Source organism: Gillisia hiemivivida (assembly GCF_007997295.1).
GTDB lineage: Bacteria > Bacteroidota > Bacteroidia > Flavobacteriales > Flavobacteriaceae > Gillisia > Gillisia hiemivivida.
The window spans coordinates 170585-190002 of the sequence record NZ_VORY01000002.1; the positions used below are offsets into that span (position 1 = coordinate 170585).

Sequence of the window (19418 nt, forward strand, 5' to 3'; positions counted from 1 at the left end):
CCAATTTACGGATTTCGCAGTTGTTTTGAGCACTATTGACAAGGCTTTGTATAAATTTTATTAACAAAAAATTAGCGCAGCTTCGTTAATAAGTTAGCTATCTTATATTTTGATTATTGAAAGTAATTTTGTCAATTAGCTAGCGACATATTACTTAATAGGTATAATTTTTGAACTACCTGATATGTTGTTAATAAATAATTTAGAGAAAGGAAATAAGATGGATGATAATTTTTCTCCCAAAGTAAAGGATGTGATTGCCTATAGCAAAGAAGAAGCTCTTAGGCTAGGTCACGACTTTATTGGTACAGAACATTTAATGCTAGGGCTATTGCGAGATGGAGATGGTAAAGCCATAAACATATTGAATGCCCTAGATATAGACTTGAGTCATTTAAGACGAAAAGTAGAGATATTAAGCCCTGCAAACCCAGAATCTTTAGGGATTTCTAATGAAAAAAAGAATTTACACCTAACTAGACAAGCAGAGCGGGCTTTAAAAACTACATTTTTGGAGGCTAAGCTTTTTCAAAGCACCTCTATAAATACGGCACATTTATTATTGTGCATTCTAAGAAATGAAAATGACCCTACAACCAAACTTTTAAATAAATTAAAGATTGATTATGATGGAGTCAAAGATCAATTTAAATATATGATTACAAATGATGACGATTATCTAGAAGCTCCAAGAGCAGAGTCATTTTCAGATGAAGATGCGAATGCCGATGATGCTACCAAGGACAATCCTTTTAGCAACGCTGGAAAAACCAACAAGAAATCTAAAACCCCTGTTTTAGATAATTTCGGAAGAGATCTTACTGCTATGGCAGAGTTAGATAAATTAGACCCGGTTGTTGGTAGAGAGAAAGAGATAGAACGAGTTAGTCAGATCCTTAGTAGACGTAAGAAAAACAACCCTCTTTTAATTGGAGAACCTGGTGTTGGAAAATCTGCAATCGCTGAAGGCTTAGCATTGAGAATTGTGCAACGAAAAGTGTCTAGAATACTTTTTGATAAGCGTGTGGTAACTCTTGACCTTGCAAGTATAGTTGCAGGAACAAAATATAGAGGACAATTCGAAGAGCGCATGAAAGCTGTAATGAACGAACTTGAAAAGAATGATGATATTATTCTTTTTATAGATGAAATTCATACCATTGTAGGCGCAGGTGGAGCAACAGGAAGTTTAGATGCAAGTAACATGTTTAAACCAGCCTTAGCAAGAGGTGAAATACAATGTGTTGGTGCCACTACGCTAGATGAATATAGACAATATATCGAAAAAGATGGTGCCTTAGAAAGAAGGTTCCAAAAAGTTATTGTGGAACCTACCACTGTAGATGAGACTTTAGAGATCCTAAACAACATTAAAGGCAAATACGAAGAACACCATAATGTTAATTATACTCCAGAAGCAATTAATGCCTGCGTAAAATTAACTAACAGATATATTACAGATAGATTCCTTCCAGACAAAGCTATAGATGCTCTAGATGAAGCTGGTGCTCGTGTTCATATTACTAATATTGAAGTGCCGAAGCAAATTTTAGATCTGGAACAAAAGTTAGAAGCGGTTCGAGAAGAGAAAAATGCTGTTGTTAAGAAACAGAAGTACGAAGAAGCTGCAAAACTAAGGGACGACGAGAAAAATCTTGAAAAGCAGCTTAGTATTGCTCAAGAAAAATGGGAAGAAGAGTCTAAAAAGCATAAAGAAATTGTGACAGAAGATCATGTTGCAGATGTGGTTTCTATGATGACTGGTGTTCCAGTAAACAGAATAGCACAAACAGAAATAACTAAACTTGCAGAACTGCCAAATCGTATAAAAGGAAAAGTGATAGGTCAGGATGATGCAGTTAACAAAGTTGTAAAGGCTATTCAACGAAATAGGGCTGGTCTAAAAGATCCTAATAAGCCAATTGGCTCCTTTATTTTCCTAGGTCAAACAGGAGTAGGTAAGACACAACTTGCTAAAGTACTTGCAAGAGAACTTTTTGATAACGACGATACCCTCATAAGAATTGATATGAGTGAGTATATGGAGAAATTTGCTATTTCAAGATTAATTGGTGCACCTCCTGGATACATTGGTTATGAAGAAGGTGGACAGTTAACTGAAAAAGTAAGACGTAAGCCTTATGCAGTTATCCTGTTGGATGAAGTAGAAAAAGCCCATCCAGACGTTTTCAATATGCTTTTACAAGTATTAGATGATGGATACCTTACGGATAGTTTAGGAAGAAAGATCGACTTTAGAAATACCATTATAATAATGACTTCTAATATTGGGTCTCGTAAACTTAAAGATTTTGGGCAAGGAGTTGGTTTTGGAACTGCTTCACAAAAATCTCAAATAGATGATAATGCAAGAAGTGTAATTCAAAATGCATTGAAGAAAGCTTTTGCACCAGAATTTCTAAATAGAATAGATGATGTAGTGATCTTTAATTCTCTAGATAGAGATGATATTCACAAGATCATTGATATCGAATTAGAAAAACTCTATTCCAGAATTGGAATTATAGGGTACACTTTGGTATTAAGTGAAAGTGCAAAAGATTACATAGCAGATAAAGGATTCGATAAAGATTATGGAGCAAGACCTTTAAATAGAGCTATTCAAAAATATATTGAAGATGCTTTAGCTGAAGAAATAATAACTTCTCATCTTCAAGAAGGTGATACCATTTATATGGATCTTGATAAAGAAAGTGAAAAGCTTACAATTAAAATTGAAAAAGCGACTGAAGAAAACGAGGTTAAATAATTATATTTTTTAAAGGAAGGCAGCCATAAAGTAATATTTATTGGCTGTTTTTTTTTGGTTCAATTAATTTAAAAATCAGGATAATTTTAAAGACAAAAATTATATATGACTGAATTTCAGTTAATTAAATAAATTTGTTTTGTGAACAAAAAACATTTGATTTTCCTCCTTAAATTATTAAATTTGAATTCATAATAGTCCCTAATAATTTATGATAAATTCTGCTCTAGAGCTTCAATTCGGATCGGTAACTTTTTTTGAGAATATTCAAATAGCCGAACTGAACGAAGGTATCCTTTTCGACATTCCCCATAATCAAGAAATATTAGAATTAGCTCGGGAACGATTTAACAATAACCCCTACGGATATATTTCGAATAGAGTGAACTCTTATTCTGTAAATCCTATGATACATTTAGAATCGGCTAATGTTTCTAATCTTATTGCAATAGCAATAGTCTCTAGAAATCCAGTAGTAAAGCAGAATTGTATTATAGAAAAACAATTTTTTAGAAACAGCAGTTCTTTTGAAGTTTTTGAAACACTGGAGGAAGCAGTAAATTGGATGAAGCACCAACTTATTTAATCAAACAACGCCTGTTGTTCAATTTTAAAATTATCTACAAAGTTTTTGGCTGCTTTAATATGCGTAGACATTATTTGATCTTCCAATAAAATTGGCACTACTTTTCTAAAATCCGTGACTACTTCCTGAAGAAATGGTGATGTTTTTTGTGGCTCTCTATAATGCAATGCTTGAGAAGCATTAAACAGTTCTATAGCCAGAATAGTAGAAATATTATCTACCACTTTTAAAAGTTTAGTGGCGCCATTGGAGCCCATACTCACATGATCTTCCTGTCCATTAGAGGAAACTATAGAATCTATACTAGCAGGAGTGGCATATTGTTTATTCTGACTCACAATACTGGCCGCAGTATATTGCGGAATCATGAATCCGCTATTTAAGCCTGGGTTTTCAACTAAGAATGTTGGGAGATCTCTTAATCCCGAAACTAATTGATAGATCCTTCTTTCAGATATATTCCCAATCTCTGCCATTGCAATTGCAATGTAATCTAGAGCTAGAGCCAAAGGTTGACCATGAAAATTTCCTCCGGAAATGATCTTATCTGCTTCTATAAAAATATTAGGATTGTCTGTAACCGAGTTGATTTCGGTTTTTATCGTATTTCTTACAAAAGATAAGGTGTCTTTACTTGCTCCGTGCACCTGCGGAATACACCTAAAAGAATAAGGATCTTGTACACTTGCCTTCTCCTCCATTGCTATTTCACTTTCCTTTAAAAACCCTCTAATTCTTTCAGCAGTTTTCACTTGTCCTCGGTGAGGACGTACCATATGTACAAGCTCATTATAAGGAGACATATTACAATTAAAGGCATCTATAGAAATAGCACCAATTAAATCTGCCAAGTAACATAACCTATAAGATTCTATCAAAGCATAAACTCCATGAGCACTCATAAATTGAGTTCCATTTAGCAAAGCCAAACCTTCTTTAGATTGCATTTTTATTGGTTCCCAATCAAACTTCTTGAGTACAGTTGCAGCATCCAATTGCTCCCCTTCAAAATAAACCTCTCCCTTTCCCAAAAGCGGCAAAGACAAATGGGCTAAAGGCGCAAGATCACCAGAAGCTCCTAAAGAACCCTGTTCGTAGACCACTGGTAAAATATCTTCATTATAAAAATCGATTAATCTTTGAACTGTTTCCAATGCAATCCCGCTATGTCCATAGCTTAAGGACTGAATCTTCAATAATAACATCAAACGGATTATAGGTTTAGACACTAAAGCACCTGTACCACATGCATGAGACATGACTAAATTTTCCTGAAGTTGTGTTAGGTGCTCATTTGAGATCTTTACATTACAAAGAGATCCAAAACCAGTATTAATTCCATAAACAGGAACATCGCTTTGTTTAATCTTTTCGTCTAGATATTTACGCGATTTCACAATATTTACTCTGGATTCTTCACTCAATTCCAGTTTCATTTTATTTTCAAGAATATCCTGAATAACATGTAGATCAAGAACGGCAGAACTTATATAGTGATATGAACTCATAAACAATTTGGCATTTTAGGAAGAAAAGAAATCAATAACATCAGGGTTCTTAAGAATTCTTAAAGAATAATTGAGCTTAAATCTTGCAAGCTTAGAACTGCAGCAAAAGTTAAACAAGTGCTAAAATAACTGAAAATTCTTCAATTACCTTCAGATTGCATTTCCTTTTTAAATAAATCTAAAAATGACTTCCCAATATTATCTGCAATATCTCCGGCTATTAAACCTTCATAACTCATTTCTTCTGCCAAAATATCTCCTGTTTTCCCATGTAAATAAACTCCAAAAACAGCAGCTATCAAAGGCTCGTATTTTTGAGATATAAGCGAAGTTATTACTCCAGAGAGCACATCTCCGCTTCCTGCAGTAGCCATGCCTGGATTTCCTGTGTTATTTATATATAGATCATCATTAAAAACGATAATAGTATGCGCTCCTTTTATAACCACGATCAGCTTATGTTCTTTGCTGAATTTTTTAACCTTATATAGTTTGTCAAAATCGTCTTTCCATTTCCCAATAAGACGTTCTAATTCTCCGGGATGTGGTGTTAAAACAGTATTCTCTGGCAATTCTTTTATTAGCTCTTTTTCTTTTGAAAGAATATTAATACCATCGGCATCAATAACCATTGGTTTTTTAGTGTTGATCAATAAATCCTTAAAAGCTGCAGTTGTTTCTTTGGAAGTACCTGCTCCCATCCCGAAACAAATCACATCTGGAGATAGATCGAATTCTATATTACTAAGAGTTTCTTCATTTTCATCTGTAAGTACCATTGCTTCCGGCACAGTGCTTTGTAGAATTTGGTATCCGCATTTTGGAGAAAAGATAGTTACCATTCCAGCACCAGTCTTTAAGGTAGCTTTTGCAGTAAGTGAAATACTACCTATTTTCCCATAGCTTCCACCAATAATAAGCGCATGGCCATAATCGCCTTTATGAGCAAAATTTATTCTGGGTTTATATAGTAATTGAGCTTCAGGCTTATTAATTAATTGTTTGTTTACAGCGGTTTTAGCCAGATATTCTCTATCTAATCCTATATCTATTACTTGCAGATCACCTATATACTCTGCCGCCTGCGGCAAGAAAAATATAAGCTTTGGAGATTGAAATGTAATGGTAACATTTGCTTTAATGGCGGGCCGTTTTTCATTTGGCATTTTATCAGCAAACATTCCCGAAGGCATATCTATAGCAACAATAAAGGCTTTAGATCTATTTATGTGCCGCACTAATTTTCCAACCCAATCTTCTAGAGGTCTGTTGAGCCCAATCCCAAACATGGCATCTATAATGAAATCTTTTTCTGAAATTTCAGGAAAATCATCTTCCCCTTTAATTGAGCTTGGCCAGTTATTGCTAACTTCTTTTATTCTATCGTAATTCAAGAGAAAATCTTGAGATCTTTTATTGCTGTAATTAACCACATAAGCAATCACTTGATACCCGTGTTCTAATAAAAGTCTCCCGATTACTAAGCCATCTCCTCCATTATTTCCGATTCCGCAAAAGATCTTAATTGGAATTTGGGCTCCATTCAGTTTGGAATGAATATCGTTGAAAACCAAGGTTGCGGCACGTTCCATTAATTCAGTAGAACTTATTTCTTGTTTTTCTATGGTCACTTTATCAGCTTTAGCAAGCTGCTCTATATCAAATATCTTCATTCTGTGGGTTCTTTATCTCGTTCTTACAAATATAAAATTTCTACCTCTGCAATAATATATAAGATATAGATTCTTAAGAATTATGTTTATTTGCACCACTATTCAAATTGAAATAAATAAATTTGCGCAAATTATAAAAGAGATGAAAAAAATAGCCCTTAACGACATACATCATTCCCTAAACGCTAAAATGGTTCCATTTGCAGGCTTCGACATGCCTGTTTCTTATGAAGGCGTTAATATAGAACATGAAACTGTTCGTAAAGATGTGGGGGTTTTTGATGTTTCTCATATGGGGGAATTTTTGATCTCTGGAGAACATGCGCTAGAACTTATACAAAAGATCAGTTCTAACGATGCATCTAAACTGATAGATGGGAAAGCGCAATACTCGTGCATGCCTAATGAAGATGGAGGAATTGTAGACGACCTTATTATCTACAGAATGAATGAAGATAAATACATCTTGGTTGTAAATGCTTCTAATATAGAGAAGGATTGGAACTGGATTGCACAGCACAATACGATGGATGCAACTATGAAAGATCTTTCAGATGAATTTTCTTTACTAGCTATTCAAGGACCTAAAGCTGCAGAAGCAATGCAATCTTTAACCGATGTGAATTTAAAAGATCTTAAATTTTACACTTTTGAAGTTGCTGAATTTGCAGGAGTGAAAAATGTAATTATATCTGCTACAGGATATACTGGTAGTGGTGGTTTTGAAATTTATTTAAAAAATGAGGATGCAGAAACCATCTGGAATAACGTATTTAAAGCAGGAGCCGATTTTGGTATCAAACCTATTGGATTGGCAGCAAGAGATACTTTAAGATTGGAAATGGGATATTGCCTTTACGGAAACGATATAGACGATACAACTTCTCCAATTGAAGCAGGATTGGGATGGATCACTAAATTCACTAAAGATTTTATTAATGCTGAAGCGTTACAAAAACAGAAAGAAGAAGGTCCAAAAAGAAAACTGATCGCCTTTGAAATGGATGAGAGAGGAATTCCAAGACATGGATATGATATAGTGGATGCTGAAGGAAAAGCAATTGGATATGTTACTTCTGGAACCATGTCTCCATCCCTGGATAAAGGAATTGGAATGGGTTACATCCCAACAGAAATGGCTAAGGCTAAAGATAAGATCTATATTCAAATAAGAAAAAAAGCAGTTCCTGCTTCATTAGTGAAACTGCCTTTCTATAAAGGATAAACCCATTGGAAAAAGTACTGATATTAGGAGCAAGCGGCTTTATAGGGAATGCCCTGTATAAGGAGCTCTGCTCCTATTTTGATACTTATGGTACCTATCATACCAATTCAGATTTCTTTGAAGCAAATCATAAGTTTTATGAATTTGATATGGAATCTGAAAACATTGATATTTTACTGGAAAATCTTAGGCCAACGGTTATTGTTTCTGCGCTCCGGGGAGGATTTAATGCTCAGGTAAACACGCATTTTTCAATAATAGATTATATTTTAAGGAACAATAGCAAATTGCTTTTTATCTCTTCAGCAAACGTTTTTGATGCCTTTACCAACTATCCTTCTTACGAGTATGATAAAACTTTGTCTCAAAGTATTTATGGCAGATTCAAAATTAAAATTGAAAACGCTCTGCTTAGACTTCCAAATAATAAATATAATATATTGAGATTACCAATGGTTTTTGGTGCTCATTCTCCCAGAACTTTGGAAATTAAAAATAAAATTGAATTTGGTGAAGCTATAGAGGTTTTTCCGAATGTTGTGGTTAATGCAACAGATATTACGCGGCTTACTCAGCAAATTCATTATATAATCAATAGAAAAAAAGAAGGAGTATTTCATTTAGGAAGTGAGGATCTCACCCATCAGCATGACCTAGTAAAGGATATTGCTACCGCTTTGGGGTATAAAAACCCACTTCTAAAGCAAGTATATGATTCTAATTACGATCGTTTTCTAGCTGTTTTACCAAAAGACAATCTCTTACCAAAAAATCTACGCATTTCTCTACAGCACGTCATCAACTCCTCTGTGGTGATCTAAATTTGTTAAGCTTTCCCTAAACTATAAAGCATTTTTCAAGAGTTCCCTGCTATTTAGTAACTTTAAGAAAACCAAAACAAATGAATACTCCACAATTTAAAGATCTTAAAGCGGTATTTATAAACTGTACGCTTAAAAAGTCACCAAAACAAAGTCACACTAGAGGACTTATAGAAGTTTCAAAAACTATTATGGAAAAGGAAGGCGTGGTGGTAGAAGTAATTCGTGCTGCAGATTATACCCTTCCTAATGGAATCCAGCCAGACATGACCAAAGAAGGAGAAGAAAAAGATGATTGGCCAGAACTATTCAATAAAATTATAGCAGCAGATATTTTAGTGCTTTGCACTCCAATCTGGTTAGGCGCTAAATCTTCTATATGCACCAAAATAGTAGAACGTTTGTATGCAATGAGTGCTCAACAAAATGAAAAAGGGCAATATATTTATTATGGGAAAGTAGGTGGCTGTTTAATCACTGGAAACGAAGATGGAATAAAACATTGTGCTATGAATATGTTATACTCCCTACAGCATTTAGGCTATTCCATTCCACCTCAAGCAGATGCCGGATGGATTGGAGAAGTTGGTCCTGGACCAAGTTATCTAGATGAAGAATCTAATGCCAAAGAAAGTGATTTCACCAATAGGAATACTACCTTTATGACTTATAATCTAATGCATTTAGCAAGTCTGCTAAAGCAATTTGGAGGATTTCCTGCTTATGGTAATTTACCTGAGGAATGGAAAAACGGTAAAAGATGGGCTTTTGAGAATCCTGAATATCGTTAAAAATCAAGAACCTCGGGGGGAAGCCCACAAGATCTGAAATGAGAAACAATTGTAAAAAACTTAAAACAAGCCTAAAGGAATTAAAAATTTTATTATGAAAAAATTATCTGAAAAAGAAATAAACGAAAAATTGGAATCTCTAGAAGGATGGAGCTATACTGATAATGCTTTGCAGACTTCTTTTGAATTCGAAAACTTTAAGGAAGCTTTTACTTTAATGACGAGAATTGCTTTTGAAGCTGAAGCACAACAACATCATCCAGATTGGAACAATGTTTATAATCAATTAGAAATTTCACTTTCTACTCATGATGCTGGCGGTGTTACCGAAAAGGATTTTAAACTGGCTAAAGCAATTGAAGGAATTGTGAATGCAGAATAAATTATAATTAATTATAGAGGTCAGTAGATAGTTTCATATTCTAATGCCAATAGTCCTGCAAATGTCAGGTTGAGCATTTCGACTTCGCTCAATACAAGCTAAAGTCGAAACCTAATTTTTCATTCCAATAGTTCTCTCCCGAGAAATCGGGACGTTCGAACTGACTAAATAATGTCTTTACATTATTAATAATCAATTAATTAGTAGTGTGAAAGTATATGCATTTAACTACTGACCTATAATTAATTTAATTGTCGTTCCATTTTTCTAGCTAGAAATGGAACGTTTTTTTATTTTTACACCAGATTTATAATATTTATGGGAAGAGCATTCGAATTTAGAAAAGCACGTAAAATGAAGCGTTGGTCTGCAATGGCTAAAGCATTTACTAGAATTGGGAAAGACATAGTAATGGCTGTAAAAGAAGGCGGCCCCGATCCAGATAGTAATTCCAGACTTCGTGCAGTTATTCAGAATGCGAAAAGTGTGAACATGCCTAAAGATAATATCGATCGTGCTATTAAACGTGCGAGTGATAAAGATCAAGGGGATTATAAAATAGTGCTTTTTGAAGGATATGCTCCTCATGGGATCGCTGTTCTGGTTGAAACAGCTACAGATAATAATAATAGAACAGTTGCCAACGTGCGAATGCACTTTAGTAAGAGTGATGGAAATCTAGGAACTTCAGGTTCTGTAGAATTCATGTTCGATCATACCTGTAATTTCAGAATTCCTGCGGAAGGGCAAGATGCTGAAGAATTAGAGCTGGAATTAATTGATTTTGGAGCAGAAGAAGTTTTTGAAGATGAAGATGGGATATTAATTTATGCTCCTTTTGAAAGTTTTGGAGCCATTCAGAAAGAATTAGAGAATAGAGAAATAGAGATTTTGTCATCTGGATTCGAAAGAATTCCCCAAGTAACTAAGAAATTATCTACAGATGAAACTGCAGATGTAGAGAAATTATTGGAACGTTTGGACGAAGATGATGATGTGCAAAACGTATATCACACCATGGACGAATCTGAAGACTAAAAGTACTTCAGGTTCTAAAATTGTTCAGGAAATTTCCCTTGAACACCTCCATAAAAACTTTTGATTTTTAGAAGATCTTTTTCAATATCACCTGTAGTATAAAAAGGTTTAGAAAATATTGTTAGCTTTTTTCCATAATCAAAAGCGACCATTATAATGGGAACATTGGCTGCTTCAGCAATATAATAGAATCCTGTCCTCCATCTTTCAGATTTCTGTCTAGTCCCTTCTGGAGATAAAGCTAGCCTGAAAATTTTCTTAGATTCAAAAATAGCGGCAATTGCCTCAACTTTCTTTTCTTTAGAAACCCTATCCACGGGTGCTCCACCCATCCATTTAAAATACCAGCCAAATGGAGGTTTGAACAATTCCTTTTTTCCAACAAAATTAATTTCGATATCTAGGATGTTCCGGGTTAAAACTCCCAAAGAAAAATCCCACCAACTGGTGTGGGGAGCTACAACAAACACGCATTTTTTAATATTTGAATCGAAAGCACCCTGAATTCCCCATTTAAATACTTTAAAATAAATGAACTTAGAAACGAAACTCATAGGGTTTAAATTATTCTCGGTTACCCTTAGTAGGTTCTCCTTTGCGGCGCTTTCTTTCTTCTATAAGTAAAGCTAATTCTCTACCGGTTTGTCCTCTTACCGAAGTGTTTTCCTGCGCTCTTCTAATTAAATAGGGAACCACTTCCCTAACTGGACCAAAAGGCACTAGTTTTGCCGTATTATAGCCTTTTTTAGCAAGGTTTAAACTAATATGATCACTCATGCCATACAATTGACTAAACCACACTCGGGAGTCATTAATGGAAATGTTCTTATCCTCCATAACTTGTAAGGCAAGATAATTACTCATTTCATTGTGAGTTCCTACAAATAAGGAGATATCATCTATTTGTCCCAAACAGTAAGATAAAACACCGTTAAAGCTTACATCTGTAGCTTCTTTACTTTCACATATAGGAGTTGGATATCCCATTTTATTCGCACGTTGATTTTCTTTTTCCATGTAAGCCCCGCGTACGATCTTTGCACCAATTTTATAACCTGCGGCTTTTGCTTTTGAATGTAAGGCTTGTAAATAATTTCCTCTATCCCATCTATAACATTGAAGCGTATTAAACACAATCGCTTTTTCCTGATTGTATTTCTCCATCATCTCTTCCATAAGATCATCTGCGGCATCTTGCATCCAGGATTCCTCCCCATCTGCCAAAACACTAATATCATTCTTATAGGCAGCGCCACAAATAAGATCTACTCTATTTTTAACGCGAGCCCATTCTTCTTCTTCCTCTGTGCTTAAAGTTTCTTTAGAAGATACTTTTTCCCATATTTCTAATCTTCCAACTCCAGTTGGTTTAAAAACAGCAAAAGGAAGTTCTTTCTTTTCTGCGGCAAATTCAATAATACTGATCTTCTTTTTCATGGCAGAGTCAAATTGCGCCTCCTCCACTTTTCCTTCTACAGAATAATCCAAAATACTATGAACTTTCTTAGTATACATTTTTTCGATCACCTTCATACAATCTTCCATAGTCTCACCACCGCTAAATTGCTTAAAAATGGTGCTTTTAATAAGACCTTCTACCGGTAAATGCAGTTTCAAAGATATGTTGGTAAGATAAGTGCCAATCTTAACTAAGGTTGGCCTATTGATCATGTTAAATAAAAACAGCGCTCTATTAAGATCATCGTTCGATTTTAATTTAAAAGCTGTCTCGGTATCGTCAAAGATTTTTTGTGTGATCATACATAGGATATTAATGCGACAAATATAATTATTGAGTTAGGATAATTTAATTATTTTCTGCTTATTTTCGATATCTATAAATTTGAATAAAACCTTTTTAATTATGGCTGTTTTAGCTAGTCAAGCTCCAATTTTTTATGCAGAAAACGGGTGCGCCGAATTATCTAATTACCTAAGAGCTTCCAAACCGTCCATGATCTTTGTTTTGGTGGACTCTAATACCCACAATAATTGCCTGAATATTTTTCTTCAGCAGCTAGAAACAACTATTACAATTGAAGTAATTGAAATGGAAGCCGGAGAAGAACACAAAAATATTGAAACATGTTCTGGAATCTGGGAAACCCTTTCTGAGCTCGGCGCAGATAGAAAAAGCCTGCTGATTAATTTAGGTGGCGGCGTAGTTACAGATCTTGGTGGATTTGTTGCAAGTACTTTTAAAAGAGGTATATCTTATATTAATGTCCCCACTAGCCTACTGGCAATGGTCGATGCGTCGGTTGGCGGTAAATGCGGAGTAGACCTCGGGAATTTAAAAAATCAAATAGGTGTTATTAATCAGCCGGAAATGGTTTTAATAGATTCTAATTATTTATCTACGCTACCTGCAAATGAAATGCGTAGCGGTTTGGCTGAAATTTTAAAACATGGCCTCATTGCAAATGAAGCATATTGGGAAAAAGCCACCAACCTGGAAGCTCTTACATTAGAGGATCTTGACAGCCTTATTATAGAATCTATAGAAATAAAATCTAGAATTGTCCAGGAAGATCCTACAGAAAAAAGTGTTAGAAAAACACTAAACTATGGCCATACCTTAGGTCACGCAATAGAATCCTATTTTTTAACCAATCCTAATAAAATCACTTTACTTCATGGGGAGGCAGTTGCAGCTGGTATGATCATGGCTACCCATCTTTCTTATAAGATATGTGGTTTTCCTGAAAAAAAATTAGAGAATATCACCAATAAAATCAATGAATTATTTCCGAAGATAAATCTCTTAGAAGAAGATTATGAAGTGGTGCTTGATCTTCTGAAATTTGACAAGAAAAATTCACACGGAAACATAAATTTTGTTCTTTTGAAGGATATTGGGAAAGCAGAATTAGATGTAATTGTGCCAAATGACCAGTTAATAGAGGCCATGAATTATTATTTAAAAAATTAATTTGAAAATTAATTTGACCGCTTGAAAATAATGCTATTTTTACTATAATTGCATCATCAAATCTTAGTTATGAAAAGAGTCATTGTAGATTACAAAAAGTTAACTCCAGAAATTTTAAGCCTATTGGTAGACAAATATCCTGATGGATATGATGATGACCATGTAATTTCATTTAAAAACGCTAAAAATGAAACTGTTGAGGCGGTAGAAGTGCGAACAGAAGATTCCATATACTTGGTTAAGGTAAGTACCAAGTTAGAGAATAGTATGGCAAACTACGACGAAGATGATTATGATGATTCCGATTTCAATGAGCCAATATCTGAAATTCCCGAAAAAGATAACGGTGAGGAAGATGATGATGAAGATCTAGATAGATAATTCAATAAAAAAGCGGCCTGTTTAGAAATAGGTCGCTTTTTACTCTTTTATATGTATTAAGATTTAAGCATGTTGCATATCGTGCTTTCCTTCATTTATCTCTTCAATAAGCTTGGCATTAAAAGCCGGAAGATCATCTGGGTTTCTACTTGTAACTAAGGCTTCATCCACAACTACTTCTTCATCTACCCAATTTGCACCTGCATTCATAAGATCTTTTTTGATAGAATTAAAAGAAGTCATTTTCCTACCTTCAACTACATCTGCTTCTATTAAGATCCAAGGAGCATGACATATTGCAGCTACTGGTTTCTTTTGCTTAAAGAAATCTCTTACAAAGTTGAGAGCATCCTCATCTCTTCTCAATATATCCGGGTTAATAACTCCTCCAGGCAACATAAGCGCATTATAATCTTTAGCAGTTACTTCACTTAAAGTCTTATCTACTTTATACTCTTTAGACCAATTTCCATCTGCCCAAGATTTAATATTTCCAGATTTCAAACTAACTATTTCAACTTGAAATCCTTCCTTTTCCATTGCTTCTTTAGGAGATTTTAATTCACTTTCTTCAAATCCATCTGTTGCCAAAATTGCTATTCTCTTTTTCATAATCGTTGATTTAAATATTAAACTTATAATTGATCCAAAGATACTTTTACTGACTTTCAATATTTATTAAGAGGTTTATAAAATATGATGAGTTTTGGTTAAACCTCTGCTAAATAGAATTTTATTTTGTTAATTATCGTTGGAAGAATTAGATTCCAAATCTTTCATAATTTTATCGTCTTCCTTTAATTTTTGCTTTTTTTCTTCCAGTTTGACTAATTCCTGATTAATTGCAGGTTCACCGAATTCTGTAGGAATTATTTTTTCCTTTTTATATTGTGCATATTGAACAGTGAATTCTGCCCCAAAGAACATAATTAAGCAAGTATAATTTACCCATAGTAAAATAAGAACCATGGAGGAAGCTCCTCCATAAACTGAAGCTGGATCTGTTCTACCAAAATAGATTCCAATAAGATATTCTCCTATTAAAAAAAGTATAGTTGTTAAGGTTGCGCCATAAAGAGTAACTTTCCATCTAATCTTTATATCTGGCAACAATTTAAAGATGGAGCCAAAAAGTAAGGTGATAAATACAAGAGAAAGAAATGAATTCACTAAATCGAGACCTAAGGCAGTTACAGCAGGGGCATAACTTTCTATATAATCGCTTAACATTCTAATGATTGCTGAAACAATTAATCCCAAAAGCATTAAAAATCCTATAACTAAGATCATCCCAAAAGAAATCACTCTATCTATAAACATCCTAAAATAAGTACCCTCCTTTTCAGCAACATTCCAGATATTATTCATCGCTTTTTTAAGCTGAAAAAAAACTCCTGTCGCTCCAAATATTAGCATGAATATCCCAAAAATAACCGCAAAAGTAGAATTACTGCTCAAGGCAGCATTGCTTATCATATTTTCTACGATCATTGCGGAATCCTCACCTATAAATTCTGCTATTTGACCAGTAATCCGACCTTGAACCGCTTCTCTACCAAAAAAATAGCCTGCAATACTTACTACAATTATAAGCAAAGAAGGTAATGAAAATAGGGTGTAATACGCAATAATGGCACTTCTCGCCCATGGATCGTTACCATTCCAACTTACATATGCCTTTTTTAAAAGCTTCCAAAAGGTCTTCAGTTTTTTCATAATCCATAATGAGATTTAAATAGGACCAAATGGTGTTTTTGATGTCCTGCTAAAATAAATCCAGCGGCACGCGGGCTTAATTGCGATTTACTTGCTTCTCCAATTTTACAATACATCTCTTCCTCAAAGCTTTCAAAAAGAGCTATGCCAGCATCTCTTACAACTTCAAATTCTTTAATAAGACTGCTAAGACTTCTTCTTTCTGCTTTAGATACTGGAACGTAAGCATCTTGATCAAATCCCGCTATAGGTGTTAGGTCTTCACGTGCAATAGTTAAGGCTCTATACTGGAAGATTCGCTCTGTATCAATAACATGTTGAATAGACTGTGCAACGGTCCATTTCCCTTCTGCATAAGAATGTTTTAAATCTTCTTCTTGTAGACCTTTTAAGAAAATCACAAATTCCTTTTTCTGATCTTTTAAAATTGAAATCAAATCTTCATCAGGCAATTTATCTATATACGTTTGATAAAAGGGGTTATATTCTGAGGTCAGTAATTGTGATGTTGTCATAATTTAAATAAAATTTTTAAAACTTCAAGGTATAAAAAAACCCTTTAGTCCAAATGGAATAAAGGGTTTTATGAAAAAAATAAAAGATTTACAATTCTTTAAATATAGAATGCATTAAACGCTTTTTGTCGTTCATGCTTTCTTCTAAGGATATCATAGTTTCTGTTCTATAAACTCCTTCAATATCATCTAATTGAAATATTATCTCTTTTGCATGCTGTGTGTTTTTAGCACGTATTTTACAGAAAACATTAAATTTTCCTGTAGTTACGTGGGCAACAGTTACAAATGGAATATCGTTTATTCGCTCTAAAACAAATTTTGTTTGAGAAGTGTTCTTCAAAAATATCCCTACGTAAGCTATAAATGCATATCCTAATTTTTCGTAGTTCAGTGTCAATGTAGATCCCAAAATTATTTGCGCCTCTTCCATCTTTTTAACACGTACATGCACGGTTCCTGCAGAAATATTCAGTTTTTTAGCAATATCAGTAAACGGGGTACGCGTGTTCTCGATTAACATATCCAGAATCTGATGATCGGTTTCGTCTAATTTATATTTTGCCATGATTCTTAAAGTCTTTTAATGAAACACAAAATTAACACAATTTCACTAGACGATTAGCAAAGAAATTTAATTTTTTTCCTAATTTATCATTAATACTTCATAATTAACAAGAATTTTATCTACTATAACGTTTTCGGTGAGTAAATTATGGTCTGGAAGAGTAACGTTCTTAAAATCGCAGTTAATTTCCTTGTGTCCAAAGAACTCTAATTTTGGGGAAATGTTTTCTACGAATGGTAAAAATAACACCTCTTCATCTTTTAAAATTTCTTTAAACTGAATGGCTATATCAACATTCTTTCCGTTAATCTCTGCATTTCTCAAAATCAGATCGTAAAACAGTTTCTCGTTTTCCGGGATATTAAAATAAGTTGAAGTTTCAATTTTCTTATAAGCTTGAGCTGCAACCGCATTTAAGCCTGAAAAAAGAGCGTATAAGACATATTCTCTTGTTTTGTCCCGAGCGTAATCGCCCTTCGAATGACCAGCCTCAAATAAAATGGTTGGTACTCCCAGGCTCTGGAAAGTATCCCCCGTGCAATTGGCATTATAACCATCATCATATCTTCCAATCCTGTTAGGGATAAGCTTAGAGAGGTCTTCATAGATAGCGCCTATAACTTTCATAGACTCACCTCGGGACTTGGTTACAGACCTTTCAACATCTTCTGAAGGGGTTAGAAAAGATAAAGTAGCTGGAATTTCATTTGCACCAGCACTAAATATAGTTCGCTGATCATGAAGATTGAAGCAGAAATCTGGCTGAAGATCATCAAATGTCTTTCTTAAAACTTGGCTTTCCACCTGAGTTAAGTTTTTTGCATCTCTATTTAGATCGATCTCATTTGCATTTACACGAGTATAAGATCTAGCCCCATCTGGATTTAGCATAGGGATTATATATAAAGTACAATTACTCAATATATCTTTTACTACGGAATCCTGCGAATGATCGCTAAAAACATTCAGCATATCAAATACAGCTTTTGTAGTAGTGGATTCATTTCCGTGCATTTGAGACCACATGAGAATTTTCAGTTTTCCAGAACCAACTTTAATTAAATGAATAGGTTCCCCTAAAGTTGATTCCCCTAAAACTTTTACCTCAAAATTCGAGGCCGCTTTTTTTAGTGGATTAGAAATATGAGTCGCATTTATATATCTACCAGTTAGAGAAGCCTCTTTGAAAGTTTCGTAATTATTTAATATAGATGAAAGTATATTTATCATGTTTACAAAAGTAAATAATCATTAATTTACAAATGTAAACAGTTCAAACTAACCAGTCTGTTTACATTAGTAAACAAATTATTAAAATCTATCAGGAAGGAAAGTGGAAAAATTCCATTACTAAATATTTATATACTTAAATACTTTATTTTTAGATTATTAAATATAATTACCTAAACGTAAAGTTGATGCTAAATAAGTTAAATTACAATTGTAACTTGCTATATCACTTACATTGTTTTACATTTGTAAACACGCAAAGTTCAATATAAAATTTACAATGGTAAACAGTGATGAATTCTCAAAAAGACTAGAAATAATCCTAGATTATTATGATATTTCGGCAGCTGCTTTTGCAGATGCTATCCAAGTTGGTCGCTCTTCTATCTCCCATATATTATCTGGAAGGAATAAACCTAGTCTAGATTTTGTGCTTAAAATTGTGCAAACCTATCCTGAAGTAGAATTATATTGGCTCTTAAATGGGAAAGGAAGTTTCCCTAAATCGGAAGATGAGAAAGTGGTTCCCTCAAGTAAATCAGAGACTCCTGCCCAATTAATTCGGGATGAAAAACAAAAAAGCGAACAACCAATTGAAAGTTCTATTAAACCCGAGAGCCTTCCTGGAAGTAGCTTTTCAGCAAAAACGATTAAAAGAGTGGTGCTTTTTTATGAGGATGGCACTTTTGAGGCCTTCGAAAATTGATAATTAGGCTATATTATCTTTATTTTTGCGGTATGAAAGCCTATAATGGGCATTTAATATAAATGATCAATTTCACTTCCGTGAATAAAACGAACTCAATAATCGTTCAAAACTTATTTAAATGAAAAAACTCCTCCTTTGCCTCTGTATATTTTTTCTGCTAGTCTCTTGCTATTCCCCAGAGAAAGAATGCAAACAATTCCATACAGGAACATTTAAATTTGAATCTTATTTAAATGGAGAACTGGTCACTTCTACATTCACTAGGAATGACACGCTAGAAGTAGACACTTTTAAAGGCTCTGTAGACACTTCCTCTGTAAGATGGCTCAATGATTGCGAGTATATAATAAAGAATCTACACCCTAAAAATATGGCAGAAAGAAAACCTTTGCATATTAAGATACTTACCACAAAAAATGATTCCTATACTTTTGAATATGGTTTGGTTGGAGATCCAAAGAAAAAGAAAGGTACCGTAACCAAGGTTAAAGATTAATTAGCGATTTTGGATATGCCTGGTTTCGTCTGGCAAGCGATCAACCACTTCGTCACCCTGAACTCGTTTCATGGTCT

At 34.1% G+C, this 19418-nt stretch carries 20 protein-coding genes; 11 read left to right on the forward strand and 9 right to left on the reverse strand.

Annotated elements, in window-relative coordinates; all coding sequences use genetic code 11:
• Window positions 1–220: 220 nt before the first annotated feature.
• A complete protein-coding gene (locus ES724_RS03020; protein ID WP_146929939.1) occupies window positions 221–2770 on the forward strand; it encodes an ATP-dependent Clp protease ATP-binding subunit in 2550 nt (849 codons plus the stop codon).
• A 211-nt stretch (window positions 2771–2981) separates the two neighbouring features.
• Window positions 2982–3356 carry a hypothetical protein gene (locus tag ES724_RS03025; RefSeq protein ID WP_146929394.1) on the forward strand — a complete coding sequence of 125 codons (375 nt, stop codon included), beginning with the start codon at window positions 2982–2984 and terminating at the stop codon, window positions 3354–3356.
• Here the strand turns inward: ES724_RS03025 and hutH are convergent.
• Both hutH and ES724_RS03035 read right to left on the reverse strand, forming a co-directional pair.
• Window positions 3353–4864, reverse strand: a complete 1512-nt coding sequence (hutH, locus tag ES724_RS03030) for a histidine ammonia-lyase (protein WP_146929397.1) — start codon at window positions 4862–4864, stop codon at window positions 3353–3355. The two genes, ES724_RS03025 and hutH, sit on opposite strands and share 4 nt — an antisense overlap.
• 140 nt (window positions 4865–5004) lie before the next feature.
• Entirely contained in the window at window positions 5005–6537 is a 1533-nt protein-coding gene (locus tag ES724_RS03035) for an NAD(P)H-hydrate dehydratase (RefSeq protein WP_146929400.1), read from the reverse strand.
• 142 nt (window positions 6538–6679) lie between these two features.
• Between ES724_RS03035 and gcvT the strand changes: the two genes are divergently transcribed.
• The 5 genes from gcvT (at window position 6680) to ES724_RS03060 (ending at window position 10794) form a co-directional block, all read left to right on the forward strand.
• Window positions 6680–7762 (forward strand): glycine cleavage system aminomethyltransferase GcvT, encoded by a 1083-nt coding sequence (gcvT, locus tag ES724_RS03040; protein WP_146929403.1) that lies wholly within the window; start codon window positions 6680–6682, stop codon window positions 7760–7762.
• A gap of 5 nt (window positions 7763–7767) precedes the next feature.
• The gene (locus tag ES724_RS03045; RefSeq protein ID WP_146929405.1) at window positions 7768–8583 is read left to right on the forward strand and encodes a sugar nucleotide-binding protein; all 816 of its coding nucleotides are present in this window, start codon (window positions 7768–7770) and stop codon (window positions 8581–8583) included.
• Between the two features lie 80 nt (window positions 8584–8663).
• The gene (locus ES724_RS03050; protein WP_146929408.1) at window positions 8664–9374 is read left to right on the forward strand and encodes a flavodoxin family protein; all 711 of its coding nucleotides are present in this window, start codon (window positions 8664–8666) and stop codon (window positions 9372–9374) included.
• Between the two features lie 94 nt (window positions 9375–9468).
• Window positions 9469–9756 (forward strand): 4a-hydroxytetrahydrobiopterin dehydratase, encoded by a 288-nt coding sequence (locus ES724_RS03055; protein WP_146929411.1) that lies wholly within the window; start codon window positions 9469–9471, stop codon window positions 9754–9756.
• A 318-nt stretch (window positions 9757–10074) separates the two neighbouring features.
• A complete protein-coding gene (locus ES724_RS03060; RefSeq protein WP_146929414.1) occupies window positions 10075–10794 on the forward strand; it encodes a YebC/PmpR family DNA-binding transcriptional regulator in 720 nt (239 codons plus the stop codon).
• Window positions 10795–10808: 14 nt separating this feature from the next.
• Here the strand turns inward: ES724_RS03060 and ES724_RS03065 are convergent, their stop codons facing one another.
• Window positions 10809–11348, reverse strand: coding sequence for a 1-acyl-sn-glycerol-3-phosphate acyltransferase (locus ES724_RS03065; protein WP_146929417.1), 540 nt, complete (start codon window positions 11346–11348; stop codon window positions 10809–10811).
• A 10-nt stretch (window positions 11349–11358) separates the two neighbouring features.
• A complete protein-coding gene (locus ES724_RS03070) occupies window positions 11359–12555 on the reverse strand; it encodes a proline dehydrogenase family protein (RefSeq protein WP_146929420.1) in 1197 nt (398 codons plus the stop codon).
• 103 nt (window positions 12556–12658) lie between these two features.
• On the opposite strand from ES724_RS03070, the gene aroB reads away from it, so the two are divergent.
• Together aroB and ES724_RS03080 are read left to right on the forward strand one after the other, a co-directional pair.
• A complete protein-coding gene (gene aroB, locus ES724_RS03075; protein ID WP_146929423.1) occupies window positions 12659–13726 on the forward strand; it encodes a 3-dehydroquinate synthase in 1068 nt (355 codons plus the stop codon).
• Window positions 13727–13795: 69 nt separating this feature from the next.
• On the forward strand, window positions 13796–14107 hold the full coding sequence (locus tag ES724_RS03080) for a hypothetical protein (RefSeq protein ID WP_026838417.1): 312 nt from the start codon (window positions 13796–13798) through the stop codon (window positions 14105–14107).
• A gap of 63 nt (window positions 14108–14170) precedes the next feature.
• On the opposite strand, the gene ES724_RS03085 is transcribed toward ES724_RS03080, so the two are convergent.
• From ES724_RS03085 to ES724_RS03105, 5 genes are all read right to left on the reverse strand, one after another.
• Window positions 14171–14719: a type 1 glutamine amidotransferase domain-containing protein gene (locus ES724_RS03085; protein ID WP_026838416.1), complete on the reverse strand. Its 549-nt coding sequence runs from the start codon at window positions 14717–14719 to the stop codon at window positions 14171–14173.
• 129 nt (window positions 14720–14848) lie between these two features.
• A complete protein-coding gene (locus tag ES724_RS03090) occupies window positions 14849–15823 on the reverse strand; it encodes a YihY/virulence factor BrkB family protein (RefSeq protein ID WP_034886191.1) in 975 nt (324 codons plus the stop codon).
• Window positions 15820–16338, reverse strand: coding sequence for a DinB family protein (locus tag ES724_RS03095; protein WP_026838415.1), 519 nt, complete (start codon window positions 16336–16338; stop codon window positions 15820–15822). The genes ES724_RS03090 and ES724_RS03095 overlap by 4 nt, the downstream gene beginning before the upstream one ends.
• Window positions 16339–16426: 88 nt before the next feature.
• Complete coding sequence (locus ES724_RS03100) at window positions 16427–16906, reverse strand: Lrp/AsnC family transcriptional regulator (protein ID WP_010232169.1); 480 nt, start codon at window positions 16904–16906, stop codon at window positions 16427–16429.
• Window positions 16907–16984: 78 nt separating this feature from the next.
• Window positions 16985–18136 carry a M14 family zinc carboxypeptidase gene (locus ES724_RS03105; protein ID WP_146929426.1) on the reverse strand — a complete coding sequence of 384 codons (1152 nt, stop codon included), beginning with the start codon at window positions 18134–18136 and terminating at the stop codon, window positions 16985–16987.
• 280 nt (window positions 18137–18416) lie between these two features.
• Between ES724_RS03105 and ES724_RS03110 the strand changes: the two genes are divergently transcribed.
• Both ES724_RS03110 and ES724_RS03115 read left to right on the forward strand, forming a co-directional pair.
• Window positions 18417–18842, forward strand: coding sequence for a helix-turn-helix transcriptional regulator (locus ES724_RS03110; protein ID WP_146929429.1), 426 nt, complete (start codon window positions 18417–18419; stop codon window positions 18840–18842).
• 121 nt (window positions 18843–18963) lie between these two features.
• Complete coding sequence (locus tag ES724_RS03115) at window positions 18964–19341, forward strand: hypothetical protein (protein WP_026838412.1); 378 nt, start codon at window positions 18964–18966, stop codon at window positions 19339–19341.
• The last annotated feature ends 77 nt before the right edge of the window (window positions 19342–19418 follow it).